The organism is Leptospira sarikeiensis (assembly GCF_004769615.1).
In the GTDB taxonomy this organism is placed as follows: Bacteria; Spirochaetota; Leptospiria; order Leptospirales; family Leptospiraceae; genus Leptospira_B; species Leptospira_B sarikeiensis.
Genome location: NZ_RQGF01000012.1, coordinates 401,980 through 415,227, shown reverse-complemented (window position 1 = coordinate 415,227; position 13,248 = coordinate 401,980). Strand labels below are relative to the sequence as shown.

14 protein-coding genes and 1 pseudogene are annotated in these 13,248 nt (G+C 39.2%); 7 read left to right on the top strand and 8 right to left on the bottom strand.

Annotated elements, in window-relative coordinates:
• Positions 1–67 precede the first annotated feature (67 nt).
• Genes EHQ64_RS06400 through EHQ64_RS06390 form a run of 3 tightly spaced genes read right to left on the bottom strand, consistent with a single transcriptional unit; the run spans position 68 to position 1,747 of the window.
• Complete coding sequence (locus EHQ64_RS06400; RefSeq protein WP_135648658.1) at positions 68–865, bottom strand: hypothetical protein; 798 nt, start codon at positions 863–865, stop codon at positions 68–70.
• Between the two features lie 34 nt (positions 866–899).
• Positions 900–1,241: an SH3 domain-containing protein gene (locus EHQ64_RS06395; protein ID WP_246048606.1), complete on the bottom strand. Its 342-nt coding sequence runs from the start codon at positions 1,239–1,241 to the stop codon at positions 900–902.
• Positions 1,238–1,747 carry a DinB family protein gene (locus tag EHQ64_RS06390; protein WP_135648657.1) on the bottom strand — a complete coding sequence of 170 codons (510 nt, stop codon included), beginning with the start codon at positions 1,745–1,747 and terminating at the stop codon, positions 1,238–1,240. Before EHQ64_RS06390 ends, EHQ64_RS06395 begins: the two co-directional genes overlap by 4 nt.
• 126 nt (positions 1,748–1,873) lie before the next feature.
• On the opposite strand from EHQ64_RS06390, the gene EHQ64_RS06385 reads away from it, so the two are divergent.
• Positions 1,874–2,197 (top strand): hypothetical protein, encoded by a 324-nt coding sequence (locus tag EHQ64_RS06385; protein WP_135648656.1) that lies wholly within the window; start codon positions 1,874–1,876, stop codon positions 2,195–2,197.
• 46 nt (positions 2,198–2,243) lie between these two features.
• Entirely contained in the window at positions 2,244–2,681 is a 438-nt protein-coding gene (locus EHQ64_RS06380) for an LIC13259/LIC11441 family protein (protein WP_135648655.1), read from the top strand.
• Positions 2,682–2,700: 19 nt separating this feature from the next.
• Here the strand turns inward: EHQ64_RS06380 and EHQ64_RS06375 are convergent, their stop codons facing one another.
• Positions 2,701–3,120: a type II toxin-antitoxin system VapC family toxin gene (locus tag EHQ64_RS06375; protein WP_135648654.1), complete on the bottom strand. Its 420-nt coding sequence runs from the start codon at positions 3,118–3,120 to the stop codon at positions 2,701–2,703.
• The gene (locus tag EHQ64_RS06370) at positions 3,117–3,377 is read right to left on the bottom strand and encodes a type II toxin-antitoxin system Phd/YefM family antitoxin (RefSeq protein WP_135648653.1); all 261 of its coding nucleotides are present in this window, start codon (positions 3,375–3,377) and stop codon (positions 3,117–3,119) included. The genes EHQ64_RS06375 and EHQ64_RS06370 overlap by 4 nt, the downstream gene beginning before the upstream one ends.
• Positions 3,378–3,549: 172 nt before the next feature.
• Between EHQ64_RS06370 and ppk1 the strand changes: the two genes are divergently transcribed.
• The 4 genes from ppk1 to EHQ64_RS06350 are packed head-to-tail and all read left to right on the top strand — an operon-like array spanning position 3,550 to position 8,161.
• A complete protein-coding gene (gene ppk1 / locus EHQ64_RS06365) occupies positions 3,550–5,679 on the top strand; it encodes a polyphosphate kinase 1 (RefSeq protein WP_135648652.1) in 2,130 nt (709 codons plus the stop codon).
• A 2-nt stretch (positions 5,680–5,681) separates the two neighbouring features.
• The gene (locus EHQ64_RS06360; RefSeq protein ID WP_135648651.1) at positions 5,682–7,100 is read left to right on the top strand and encodes an FAD-binding oxidoreductase; all 1,419 of its coding nucleotides are present in this window, start codon (positions 5,682–5,684) and stop codon (positions 7,098–7,100) included.
• A gap of 3 nt (positions 7,101–7,103) precedes the next feature.
• Positions 7,104–7,460 (top strand): hypothetical protein, encoded by a 357-nt coding sequence (locus tag EHQ64_RS06355; protein ID WP_135648650.1) that lies wholly within the window; start codon positions 7,104–7,106, stop codon positions 7,458–7,460.
• Positions 7,457–8,161, top strand: coding sequence for a lysophospholipid acyltransferase family protein (locus tag EHQ64_RS06350; protein ID WP_135648649.1), 705 nt, complete (start codon positions 7,457–7,459; stop codon positions 8,159–8,161). Before EHQ64_RS06355 ends, EHQ64_RS06350 begins: the two co-directional genes overlap by 4 nt.
• On the opposite strand, the gene EHQ64_RS06345 is transcribed toward EHQ64_RS06350, so the two are convergent.
• From EHQ64_RS06345 to EHQ64_RS06335, 3 genes are all read right to left on the bottom strand, one after another.
• Positions 8,158–8,790 (bottom strand): hypothetical protein, encoded by a 633-nt coding sequence (locus EHQ64_RS06345; protein ID WP_135648648.1) that lies wholly within the window; start codon positions 8,788–8,790, stop codon positions 8,158–8,160. The two genes, EHQ64_RS06350 and EHQ64_RS06345, sit on opposite strands and share 4 nt — an antisense overlap.
• Positions 8,791–8,954: 164 nt before the next feature.
• On the bottom strand, positions 8,955–9,572 hold the full coding sequence (locus EHQ64_RS06340; protein WP_135648647.1) for a response regulator: 618 nt from the start codon (positions 9,570–9,572) through the stop codon (positions 8,955–8,957).
• Between the two features lie 363 nt (positions 9,573–9,935).
• A complete protein-coding gene (locus tag EHQ64_RS06335; RefSeq protein WP_135648646.1) occupies positions 9,936–10,808 on the bottom strand; it encodes an alpha/beta fold hydrolase in 873 nt (290 codons plus the stop codon).
• A 90-nt stretch (positions 10,809–10,898) separates the two neighbouring features.
• Here EHQ64_RS06335 and EHQ64_RS06330 point away from each other — a divergent pair.
• A pseudogene (locus EHQ64_RS06330) lies at positions 10,899–13,244 on the top strand (two-component system sensor histidine kinase NtrB).
• Positions 13,245–13,248: the final 4 nt, after the last annotated feature.

Here is a 13,248-nt window from a genome sequence, read left to right as displayed (position 1 = left end):
AATTATTTGAACGGCCTTTTGAAAATAAAAGCCGTTCTTAAGGGATAGGGTTTAGAGAACTCTCGGTTTAAGAGTGAGCATGAGTATGAAGATGTTTTTCGCAATATTCCTTATCTTCACAATCCACACAATAACGGAATTCCAAAAGAGGATCCGACACCTCCGTCGCCCCGCAAACATAACAACGATGAACGGTAAAAACTTCGGTCTGTTTCGCTTTCCAGTTGGAAGTTTTATATTCCCTCACCTTGGAACCAAGCATATCTTTTACGAAAAATAATGCCAGACTGGAAAATCCGAAAAGTAATCCTACCCAAGGTAGACCAGAAGAATACAAACGAACTTCATCCGCTCTTTCCCAGAATAAATATACGAATAATGCGATCCCGATCCATTTCATTCGAATAGGGAGAATGAAAAACTCGATATTCGGCATACGGATCGCAAGTGCCAATAATAAACAATCATAGATCATTTTAGTATCTACGAATAAAGGATAATAAAGAGAAAGAACCCCGCCGATAGTAATGAAGAATATTAAAGAAAAGAAAAATAGATTAAAACGAAGAGAACCCATGTCCTCTTCCAATAACTTTCCGACTGAAAATACTAGATAAGTGTAAAAGATCAAAAACAACCATGGGCCGAAGGAACTTGCGCGGATCTCATTGGGAGAAAGTAAATGAAAAACGAAAAGTCCTGCGTTCCACCATCTTCCACCTTCCAACATTTCCGGAGTGAGGACCCCGATCTTCGAATCGATCAAAAGAGAGAATAATGTAACAAAGAAAGTAATTGCCGCAAAATAACCTGCAGCATTCTGAAAAGATATGATCTCTATAAATTGGTTTCTAAGACGTCTCAAAGGAATTCCTTAAAATTCTGTAATATTATATCGGCTATTTTACGTTAATAAATTCGAGAAAACCCCCGAATACATAACCGTCCTTCTTTTTCCATTTCACTTTCACCCATCGACCTTGTTTTCCGTCTTGGATCTCTAACTCTCCGTTCTCACCGAAAGTCTCCACTACGTCGCCGTCCGGAACCACGTCGATCTTTTGGGCTTTTATATCGGGAGCGATCCTAAGCCTAAGGCCGCCCCCCGCTCTAACTTTCATGATCTTCTCAATTTTACGAGGTTCCACTTTTTCTGCAGAGGCACAATTCCATACCAACGAAAAAACGAACGAAAGTAGAATCGTAACGGAAATATTCATAATGTTTTTTGAATATATCATCTTCCCTTCGGATAAAAAGGATTCCACGGAATATCGGTCACTCCATAATCTAATCCGCTTTGTAATAAACCTGTAGAGATTTGGCTGCGATGATGGGTTTGATGGTTGAAAAAATGGGTAAGAAGAAGCCATTTTGGAAGAGTGATTTCCCTTTTGTACATATAACTGTAAAATTTCAGGTCTTCCGCCAACCACTCTTTGGTAATGGTTTGGACCCAATTCAAAATCGTCGAATCTAATTCTGTCCTAAGTATTTTCAGCTCGGAAAGGCCTGAAAACTGCTCTTCTTGGAAATTCGTCTTTTGTACAGGTCTTGAGTGAAATCGATCCAACCAAGATAGATCCATCATAACGATATGATTCCATGTCTTCGCCATAGATCCAAAAAATAATCTTTTATCTTCTTCCAATTCACCCGGTTTTAATTTTTCAGAAATTGTTAAGAGAGAATCATTTTGCCAGCGATTATATTCTGCCATTGCGACACAGTATTCCGGATCTATCATGCTGAAATATTGGGCAATGATCCTTCAAAGGTCAATCCATATTGAAAATTGGATCATTTCGTAAAAATTAAATCCAACCGACTATAAAAAGGAAACGATTCCAGATTTCTTTCGGTCCAATCACAAATGTTTGCCAAGCTGATCATAAACGTTTTGGTTTTCTGTTTTTCGCTAACGGTCTCAGTTAACGAATCCGGAAATTCCTATACGATCAGTAAACAAAGCGACAAACTGAATCTTCAGTCGGAACTCTCTCATTCCGGGGTTCTCCCATTAGGCATTTTTGAAAAAGAATCGGAGAAGGTGGAAACGGAAACCTTCTCCATTCACGAAGGATCTTCTCCTTTAAACGTTTTCTTTGATCCTGGATTCTTATTTTCTGTCTGCGAGGCGCCGTCTCATACGATCGCTTTCGATTCAAATCTGGAGACAATCCGACTTATCATTTAGAAAATTCTCCTTAAATATTTAATTTTTATAATATAGGAGAATTTTTATGCGCAACGTATTTGCATATATCGCCACAGCATCCGTAGTTTCAGTATCCGCTCCAGTTTCGGCAGAATCTTCCGAACTTAAGCTATTCCAACGACTTTCAGTATTTCACGAACAACTTCTTTCAAGTGAGGACAAAAGAACAAATCCGAAAGGATTAGCAGAAACCATAAGACGAGCCAAAGAAAGTTCGGGAGAAGAGAGGGTAAAATATGCGAAAGCCCAAACATTCGCAGAACTTTTGGAAAAAGCGGGAGCGAGACAAGAGCAAGAATTCCTTTATTCGGAACTATGTTCTTCTTTAAAGGACGTTGCTCCTAAGTTCAAACTTTATTCTTTTGTATGTCCCGTTACTGGAAAATTTTGGATCTCGGTTTCGGAAACGATCCGAAATCCTTATCTAGTAGATGCAAGGAATATAGGAAAACTTTTAAGTTAAAGGATATTTAAGAAGCGGATTATCTCGGGATCTTTCGCTTCTTTCTGATCTTATCCAAATTTTTGTCGATAGTTAGAAGACTCGCCTTTTTTCTTTCAGCCAACTCTATATAAGTTGCATCGTAAGCGGACAAACCTTCTTTTTTTCCGATTGCGATGAGAGCATTTTGATATCCTGTACCTTTCACAAAATCCGTTTCGATCGGAATACGAGAAAGTAAATACAAAGAAGTCTGAAATTCTTCTTCTTTGATCCTACCTCTCCTAAAAGATACTAAAAGAATATTAGTGATCTCGGACCACCAAATGGAAGGTACAAGAAACGGAACGTTCGGATTTTGTTTTTGATATTCCGTTAAAACATTTGCTATCTTTTCAGAATCTTCGTCCGGAAGAAATAAGGCAGCAGTCGCACTTGCATCCAATACAAGTCGATTCAAACTTCTCTGCCTTCTTCCTTATATTCTAAAATAGGAATAGGCCCTTTGATCTTATTTCTCAAATCTTTTGCCTGGCTTAAAGTTTCTAAAAATTCCATATAACTTGTATGTTTGAATACAGGCAATAAACGGGCGACAGGTTCTCCTCTTAAGGTGATTAGATACGTTTCACCCGCTTGAACCCCTCGTAACAAAGAAGAGAACTTTGTTTTTGCTTCGAAGGCGTTAATAGGCAATTCTTTTGCTTCTGCAATCATTCAACCAGTCTATCAGACTAGTTTATCTCTGTCAATTCTCGATCTTAAATTTTGAGATCTCTTATCCGGAAAGTTGATTCCGTGTATCCAAATTGTCAGAATTCGCGTTCCGAAAAGCAGACTTGACTCTTGGCCTGTCGATTTTAAACCAGAAGAAAGTAGGATAAAATCTGTGGCCCAAAAGATAAAATCGCCGGAAACCCAATCATTAGGAAGCGGAGGAAACGGAAAACAGGGGCCGATCCATCTCGGTAACCCGGACATCTTTTTCGATAGAGAACTTTCTTGGGTGGATTTTAACAAACGGGTCTTGGAAGAAGCAAACGATCCGGACAATCCTCTTTTAGAGCGCCTGAAGTTTTTATGTATCACCGAATCGAACTTGGATGAGTTCTACATGGTTCGGGTAGCAGGTCTAAAAAATATTTTAGAAGAAGGGAACGACGAAAAAAGTCTAAACGGTTCCAGGGCATCCGAAATTTTAACAGAGATCTCTAATAAGGTCAGAAGTTTTGTAGCCACGCAGTATGAAACTTTAACCCTCACTCTAGACCAAATGAAAGAGAATGGGATCCATCTCATCTTAAACCCGGAAGAACTTAATAAAAACGAGATAGAAGATATCAAACATTATTATAAAGAAGATGTGTCTCCGATCTTGACTCCTCTTTCTATCGACCCTTCTCACCCTTTTCCTCATATACTTAATAAATCTTTAAACCTAGCGATTGTACTTACGACCGACGATGAAAAAACAGGATTAAAAAAAGATCTATTCGCAGTAGTGCAAGTGCCCTCTGTTCTCCCTCGCTTCTTACAATTAAAAGGAGAAGGAAAGACCAGAAGATTTTTTCCTTTGGAAGAGATCATCAAACTGCATGTTCATGACTTGTTCTACGGAATGACTGTAAAAGAAATTTATCCGTTCCGTATCGTAAGGGACGCGGACATTTCCATAGACGAAGAGGCTTCCGTAAAAGATTTACTCATCACAATGAAAAAAGAGATCCGGAACCGTATTTGGGGGGATGCCGTGAGGATGGATATTTATGAAGGAACTTCTTCTTTCGTAAGAAATACTTTAAAGGATCTTTTGGAACTTCAAGACAACGAGATCTTCGAAGTTTCTTCCATTCTAAACATAAGCGACTCAATGTATTTTTACGGTTTGGAACATACTTCTAAATTTAAGTATCCGTTCTTTCAACAAAAGACTACTCTCAAATTCGAATCCCCAGAGAAAATTTTCGACGCGATCAAGAAGAAAGAAAGATTATTACATCACCCTTATCAGTCCTTCAATGCAATCGAAGATCTTTTAAGGATCTCTAGCGAGGATCCGAAAGTACTTGGGATCAAAATGACCTTGTATCGTACAAGCGGAGATTCCCCGATCATACAGTATCTAGGACAGGCAGCAGAGAACGGAAAACAAGTCACGGTCCTTGTGGAATTAAAAGCAAGATTCGACGAGGAAAGAAATATCAAATGGGCCCAAAAGCTGGAAGAAAGAGGGGTCCACGTAGTTTACGGTGTAGTCGGATTAAAGATCCATTGCAAAATGTTGCTGATCGTAAGAAGAGAAGAAGAACATCTAGTACGTTATGTGCATCTTGGAACCGGGAATTATAACTCCACTACGAGTAAATATTACACCGACCTTAGCTTTTTCACGGTAAATAAAGAGATTACTGAAGACGTATCAACGATCTTCAACACGATCACAAGTTATGCAAAGATGCCTTTTTTGAATAAACTCGCGGCTTCTCCTCATAACCTAAAATCCACATTCTTAACTCTGATCGAAAAAGAGACCGAGAACGCAAAGGCAGGAAAGCCCGCCAGGATCATTTTCAAAATGAACAGCCTGGTGGATCCGAATATTATATTAGCAATGTATAATGCAAGCAGGGAAGGAGTGATCATCGAATTGATCATTCGAGGGATCTGTTGTTTAAAACCAGGGCTTCCTGGAATTTCCGAGAACATTACCGTAATTTCGATTGTGGGAAGATTTTTGGAACATACGCGTATTTATTATTTCTTATCCGGTGGGGAAGAAAGTATCTTCCTCGCTTCTGCGGATTGTATGCCTAGGAACTTCGAAAGAAGGATCGAGGTATTATTCCCGATCTTAGAGGCAAAAAACAAGGATAGGATCAAAAAGATCTTGGACGTTCAGATCAGGGACAACGTAAAAGCAAGACTACTCTCTTCCGACGGAGTATACAGAAAAAGAGAAAGAGCGGAAGGGGAAAAACCTGTAGATAGCCAAATCGAAAGGATGAATTTCGCGGAATAAACATGAGCATTAGCCAGGAAAATAAAAATAAACTCAAAGCGGTATTGGGAGAAGAAAGGGTTTTTTTTAAAGACGAAACCCAAATGGACAAAGCAACTTTCCTCTCCTTCGGAACGGATAGAACGAAAGTATATACTCCTGATTATGAGATCCTAACATTCCCGAAAAATACAAAAGAAGTTTCAGAGATCGTAAAGTTCGCATATGAAAACGATCTGAAGATCGTTCCTTCCGGTGGAAGAACAGGATATGCAGGAGGAGCTGTCGCCAAAAGCGGAGAGATAGTTATCTCACTTTCTAAGATGGATCAAGTATTGGATTTCGATCCATTTTTCGGCTCCTTAACCGTACAAGCCGGAATGATCACTAAAAACCTGCATAAAGAAGCGGAAGAAAGAGGCTTTTATTTCCCTGTTGATTTTGCCGCCACTGGTTCTTCTCATATAGGAGGAAACATCGCAACGAACGCAGGCGGTGTAAGAGTGGTCCATTATGGACTCATTCGCCAATGGGTATTAGGTTTAAAAGTTGTAACCGGAACAGGAGAGATACTGGAATTTAACGGAGAGATCCTTAAAAACAATACAGGTTACGATCTTAAACATCTGTTTATCGGATCGGAAGGAACACTCGGGATCATCACCGAATGTACATTAAAATTAACTAAAAAGCCTGCAGAGAATCGGATCCTATTCACTGCGGTCCCGGATTTCCCATCCATATTAGAGTTATTCAAAGAGACTCATAATATGTCCTTACCTATTCTTGCTTTTGAATTTTTAACGAAATACTGTCTGGACAAAGTAATGGATCATCTACATGTTCCGGATCCTTTTTCGGAAAGTAGTCCATATTATGTTTTAATGGAATTCGAAATTACTGAAGAATCGGACGAAGAAAAACTTTTCTCATTTTTAGAAACTATTGTTGAGAAAGGATTCGTTTCAGACGGAAGCCTTGCTCAAAACTCAAGACAAGCCGAAACTTTCTGGAAATACAGAGAGGGGATCAGCGAGTCCATTTCAATCGACTATACCGTTCATAAAAACGATATTTCCCTACCTCTTCGCAATATGAATCCATTCTTGGAAGATATGAATGCACTTCTTTCTTCTAAATACCCAGGATTCGAGATCGCACTTTTCGGTCATATCGGTGATGGAAACCTTCACTTAAACATAGTAAAACCGAAAGATCTTTCGGATGCAGAATTTTTCTCTCAATGCAAAAAAGTAGATCCTTCCATGTTCGAACTATTACAAAAACATCATGGATCTATAAGTGCGGAACATGGGATCGGGCTTTTAAAGAAGGACTTCCTACATTTCTCCCGCTCTTCCGCAGAGATAGAAGTGATGAAAATGATCAAAAAGGCTTTAGATCCCAAAAACTTACTGAATCCGGGGAAAATCCTTCCCTGAGTTATGAAACGGGTTCTTTCGAATCTATTTCGGATCTTTATCGTAATCGTTTGGGTGATTTTTGCAGGCTTCAGTTTTCTTAGCTACGAACCGGAAGTCTGGATACCGACCTATATTACAGTAAGCTTATTGTATTCTACGGAATGGTTTTCTATCTTTCGTGATCCCGGAAATAGGATCTTAGTCGCGGGTCTAGGTAAAGCGATCGGAATTGGATACTTCGTCTGGGGATTTTATATTTTTATAGATAATCCAAAACCCGACTTAGATTCCGAGATATTCAAACAAAGTTTAGGATTAGCGCTCTCTTCCATCAGTTTATTTCTCTTACCGTTTTTCCAAGAGAGAAGTCGAATATAAAGATGGCGATCTATTCTCTTTTAGCCACGATTATATTAAAATTCATTTATTTAACCGTACGCTGGACCAAGATACAGGTCCCCAAAGAAACTGAAACGTTACTTCAAAAACAGCAAGGTTTCGTTCTCGCCTTATGGCATAATCAGATCCCGTTCGTAATCGACTTCACATATAAATTTTTTGTAAAACGTTTTGGCTTAGAGGTCATTCCTATGGCTTCTAGATCTAAAGACGGAGAATTAGCCACAAGAGTGATCGGACATTTTGGAATGAGGCCGAAACGAGGTTCTAGTAAAAGAGGAGGAGCTTCCGCTTTAAAGGCCTTAGTTCATGATGCTAAAAACGGAAGTATAAGTTTGATCACTCCTGACGGGCCTACAGGTCCGGTTTATACTCTAAAACCAGGGATCATTCAGTTAGCTTCTATGACAGGATATCCTATTATTACTTATTTTGCGAAATACGATCGGTATAAGATTTTTCAGAGTTGGGATAGGACACCTGTACCAAAACTTTTTTCTAAGGCAGAGTTTTGTTTATCTGAACCCTTTTATGTTCCTAGATTAAAAGGAGAAGAAGAGATAGAACTTTGGAGAAAAAAATTAGAAACTTTTATGCTGGAGCAGATCGGGATCAGCGAAGAAGAAGCGGAAACCCTAAGGATCGAAATACGTTTAGGGAAAGAAAAAACAAATAATTAAGCAACTCTCAATCTATAAAAACTCCAATGAACGATAAAGAGCCTAGACATCAACAAGTATAACGCTTTTCCACTCTGCCTAGAATCAAGAGCAAGCTCGAAAGCGGATATCAATTCTCTCAAGATCTCTCTTTCCCCTAGATCGGTTACTTGATCCAAATCGATCGAAGCCAAATTTTCATCTTCAGGAAATTTAAGATCATTGGACTCCAACAAAATTTCCAAAAGTTTCTCTGCTTCTATCAAAACCGATTCTACAGTTTTGTCAGGATCCTCCGGACCGCTTAAGAGTGAATAAATCCCATCCGCGAGTTCAAGGATCAATCCACCTATTGCGGAATCATCCCCGTTTTCGAATGTGATATTGACTGCGTCTAATTTCTCCCTTAACAGGGCTCTGACTTGTGAGAACGAATCGGCTGCATATAACATCTCGCCTTCGTCCATAGATTCTTCAAAACCTTGAAGCCAATCAGGTCCGGTGGGTTCGAAGCCATCCCAATCCGCCCATAAGGACTCGCATGCAAGAAAAACTTGATCTGTAGTACTTCCTACATGCTTATAAGTGGATACTACCACGGCGAGACGAGCAAGAGCTTCGGACCATTCCGTTTCTCTGATCTCCATCATACCGTATACCATACACTAGTAACAATCCAGTGAAAGCAAGTTTCCCGTTTATTTTATGCGAATGAGTATTTTTGTTTCTGCCTCGGTAAAAACTAATATCTACGTGTCGCAAAAAATAATTCCTTCTGTCATTATAAAATTAAACCGTTTGGATTAGTCTCTTTTTAGAAATGAGAATACTTCCTAACAAGGTCCACTCTGGAGTTTACTTGTAATTTTTTAAAAATACTTTTGATCTGTATCCTGACAGTTCCTTCTTTCGTGCCAAAGTTACGCGCGATGTCCTTAGTTTTGGATCCGTTAATGATATGATTCAAAATTTCCCTCTCTCTTGGAGTTAAGGAATGAGTTTCTTTTCTAGGAGGTTTTCTGAAAAAAGAGATCACTTTTGCCGCAGCTCCCGGAGAAAGTATTCCTCCTTCTTGCATTACCATCCTAGTTACTTCTTTAATGTCTTTTAGATCTTTTTTCAAAACGAATCCAACTGCTCCAGCCTTCATCGCTTGAATTAGCGCATCGTCGGACTCTAATGTAGAAAGCATAACGTATTTAGGATCGTCATCAAAATCGGATCTTTCCTTTATATAATCGATCCCGGACTTTCCCCTAAGAACGATGTCCATAAAAACTAGATCGAATTTGCTCTCGTGATTTTGGGACAAATCCTCCGTCGAAGAAAAAACTTCAACTTTATCCACTTCTTCCATTATAGAGAGAGTGTTCGCACAATTTTGCGCGAACTCAGGATTATCTTCTACTATAGCTATCTTTACTTTTTCCATCTTTGTATCCGCCTGTCGGCCCCTGCATTACGAATTGTTGATTCTATTTTCTATATTCGTTTTTGAAAAAACACGGACGTAAGCTCGGATATTTTTTTTATTTTTATCAAATTGTTCCGAACTAGATTGTTTACCGATTTTTTTAGAGAATGAGATCGAATTTTTTTCTAATTTTTTCGATCCTGACTGTCCGACTTTTCATTCCGAGGGATAATATTTTCAGAAAGGCCTAAAAAGACCTTCTAACGTGAATATATCATTTATTAATAATTTATTTCCATTTAGGAAAAAATTTATCCAATTCGTTTAATAAAGGATCAACTCTTAAAACAAATCACTTATTCAAGGGACTAAATTAGAAGTTTAGAGCCAAAGATTTATTTGATCTGCAACTTCTTTCGGTCTTTCCATATGTAATGCGTGTTTCGCATTCCGGATCCAAACCAGCTTACTATGTTTTAAATAAGAATGTAATTTTTTGACCATGGGAGGGTCAGTGATCGGGTCTTCCGTTCCGGAAATGATCAGGGCTTTTTGAGAAACTACGGAAAGTTTTTTGCCTAAAAAGATCTCTTTCTCACGATCTAAAGTATTCTCCGTCAAAAAATGATGAGCGGAATTATTCCATTGGCTTAGTAAGGCTTTTTTTGCCAGACCACCCAGTTCCGGCACGTTCTCCTGATACAATGCAGTTAAAAGCCTTTCGATCTCTTCGGTTTTCGAAGGAAAAAGTAATTTTCTCATTTCATCTCTTTGCGGATGGGGAATTCCTCCCGGAGCAAGTAATACGAGTCTTTTCACTCTTTTTTCACGGTTCGAATCCCTGATCCCAATGAGCATCGCGATCAATGCACCCATCGAATGCCCACCGAGAACCAGATCGTCTAACTCGAGTTTGCGGATGGAGTTGTATAGAAGATCCGCAAAGACATCCACCTGATACAAATATTTCAATTTCGGCAGGGGACTTAATCCGAATCCGGGAATGTCCGGAAAGATCAAATTGAGATCTTTTCGTAAATAAGGAGCCAAACGTCTGAGACCAGTCGCAGAATCCAAAAGTCCGTGTATGAAAAATAGAGTTTTTCCGGATTTAGTTTCGGAAGGTCTCTTCAAAAAGAAAACTTTATGTCCGCCCAGATCCAAATGCAACTTTTGGAATCCCAGCTCCTTCTCCATAAAACGAATTTTTTGTCTGGTATAATTCTTAAGAAAAAGTTCGTATACAAAATCCATAGATTGAGGCAATGATTCCGTCTCTAGGTGAAACTAGCAAGGAATCCAAATCAATTTTACGATGTGGAAATCCGATATTATTTACAATCCATGGATAACCGGGAGTTAGTTCTACTATTAGAAAAAGCCTTCTTTCCTGCCCAGGAAGGAATTCTGATCCTAGAGCCCGGAACTTATAGTATACTTGGATCGAATCCGAAAGCCTCTCTTATTCTGGGCTATGATCCGGAAGAATTAAAACAAATTTCCTTAGGCAATCTACTCGCCCGTCCGGACAGTATCGGTGGAAATTATGGCAATAGTGCGGAAGAATTGGGAATATCTCTTCTTTGGAATTTGAGAAAGAAAGACGGGACATTACTTCTCGCGGATTTTACGATCAACGCTTTCTCTCAATCTCCTAACTCTCCTTTAATCTTTCATATTTACCAAAGATCAGAGATTAGAGAAATAGAACTCAGGCTTTATTATCTACAAAGTATTCTTAGGACATTAAGACTTCTAAAATTGAACTTAAGATCCTTACGTTTGAGTTCGGAAAGTACCTTATTCCAAAAGATCTGCGACACTCTTAAGGAAAATCCTCATTATAGTTTGGTATGGGGTTTCTATCGAAGAGAAGACGGCACGGATCAAATACTCATACAATCTGACTTGGATCCTAAATGGAGAAAAAATTTAGAATACGCTTGGGAAGAAAAAAAATCCCAATCTCCTTTCCAATCCCTATTAGATGGTCGTGAACAATTCCATATCTACGAGTTCGGATCCAACGTTTATCCGGAATGGGAAGAAGCGTTAGTAGCAAAGGACTTTAGAAGATCCTTAAGCTTAATCATCCGAGAAGAAGGGAAAATTATAGGTGGGATCCAGATCATCTCCAAAGAGAATATGGCCTTCGATTCCGGAGAGAATTATCTTTATTTCGAGATCGTAGAAGATCTACTTTCCTCATTACAATACCTGAGGATCGAAAAACAAAGAAGAGAAACCGCGAAAATATTACAGTTCCAAGGCGCACTACTAAACTCGTTGGAAGTCCCACTTCTCTCCACTGACGACGAAGGATTTATTACTTACGTAAATAACAATATTAGTTCTCTTTTAGGCATCTCCAGAGAAGAGATCGTGGGGATTCAAGTAAGAGACCTTCTCAAATTGGATCCGGAAGCAGCGGATATGATCCTATTAGGCTCTAGAGCAGAAACAAGGATCACTATAAGAGGAAGGCACGAGGTGCCTTTTCTATTGGCTTCTTCTTCCTTAAAAGACGACTACGGAAATAGGATCGGAACTATATTATTACTTTTGGATATATCTGAACAGAAGAAGAACGAAGAATTGATCCGTGCTTCGGAGATGAAACTCAGGAACCTATTCGCCTCCATGAATAACGGGATCGTGATCTTGGATCCTCATGGAAAAGTTTTAGAAGTCGCTCCGATCTTAAAATTTTACCTATTCCAATTCCTAAATGTAGATGTGCAGGATGAATTCCCTGCCCTATTCCCGGAAGAAGCCGAAAAAGGAATTAGGATCAAGTTAGAAGAATGTATTCGTACACAAAGAGCTGCATTTTTCGATTTTTCAATGGTACTTTTGGGAGAAGAGGAGAATTACTTTTCTATAAAATTCCTTCCTTTGAAAAAATACCAAGATCTACCGGTCGCTGCAATGTTGATCTTCTCCGACGTTACCCAAACGAAAATTTTGGACAGGCAATTATACGAAACTGCAAAATTCGCTTCGATCGGTGAGATCGCCGCAGGTATCGCCCATGAAGTAAACAATCCTCTTCAATCTAGTCTTTTGTATTTGGAAGATCTATTGGAACATGAAGATCCGGATCCTATCGAAAGAAAAAAAGTTTATAAAAGAGTGTAAGGAGCGGCACTTCGTATCCGAGATTTGATCAAAGGACTTTTGGATCTAGGAAGAAGAGCTCCTAGAAAAAAAGAATTGGTCTCTCCATATTTCATTCTTCTCCGCGCTTGTGAGTTAATAGAAGTAAGTTGTAAGAAGAATGGAATCGAATTGAAACGAGTTACTAATCCGGAACTTCCTCAGATACTTGTAGCTTGGCAAGAAATCGAACAAGTTTTAATTAACTGCTTAGTAAATGCGGTGAACGCGATATCCGAAATGGAACATAAACCGGCAAACCCTCTTATACAAGTTTCCGCTAGAAAAGAATTATATTTGAACGGAGAGATGGTGAGTTTTACCATTCAAGATAACGGTCCCGGAATGAACGCCGAAGTCGCGGAAAAGGCCTTTCTACCTTTATATACGACCAGGAGAACCAAACAGGGAACGGGACTCGGTTTGACAATCTCTCAGAGGATCATCACTGACCATGGCGGAACAATTCACCTGGAATCGAATCCAGGACAAGGCACCAAGGTCACAGTCCGAGTACCGGTAGGAAAGGTATGAAGAA

What these genes read in the sequence shown, in the direction of transcription:
- EHQ64_RS06395 (WP_246048606.1), bottom strand. Translation starts at nt 1,241, where the DNA reads ATGATATATTCAAAAAACATTATGAATATTTCCGTTACGATTCTACTT.
- EHQ64_RS06390 (WP_135648657.1), bottom strand. Translation starts at nt 1,747, where the DNA reads ATGATAGATCCGGAATACTGTGTCGCAATGGCAGAATATAATCGCTGG.
- EHQ64_RS06385 (WP_135648656.1), top strand. Translation starts at nt 1,874, where the DNA reads ATGTTTGCCAAGCTGATCATAAACGTTTTGGTTTTCTGTTTTTCGCTA.
- EHQ64_RS06380 (WP_135648655.1), top strand. Translation starts at nt 2,244, where the DNA reads ATGCGCAACGTATTTGCATATATCGCCACAGCATCCGTAGTTTCAGTA.
- EHQ64_RS06370 (WP_135648653.1), bottom strand. Translation starts at nt 3,377, where the DNA reads ATGATTGCAGAAGCAAAAGAATTGCCTATTAACGCCTTCGAAGCAAAA.
- EHQ64_RS06360 (WP_135648651.1), top strand. Translation starts at nt 5,682, where the DNA reads ATGAGCATTAGCCAGGAAAATAAAAATAAACTCAAAGCGGTATTGGGA.
- EHQ64_RS06355 (WP_135648650.1), top strand. Translation starts at nt 7,104, where the DNA reads ATGAAACGGGTTCTTTCGAATCTATTTCGGATCTTTATCGTAATCGTT.
- EHQ64_RS06345 (WP_135648648.1), bottom strand. Translation starts at nt 8,790, where the DNA reads ATGATGGAGATCAGAGAAACGGAATGGTCCGAAGCTCTTGCTCGTCTC.
- EHQ64_RS06340 (WP_135648647.1), bottom strand. Translation starts at nt 9,572, where the DNA reads ATGGAAAAAGTAAAGATAGCTATAGTAGAAGATAATCCTGAGTTCGCG.
- EHQ64_RS06335 (WP_135648646.1), bottom strand. Translation starts at nt 10,808, where the DNA reads ATGGATTTTGTATACGAACTTTTTCTTAAGAATTATACCAGACAAAAA.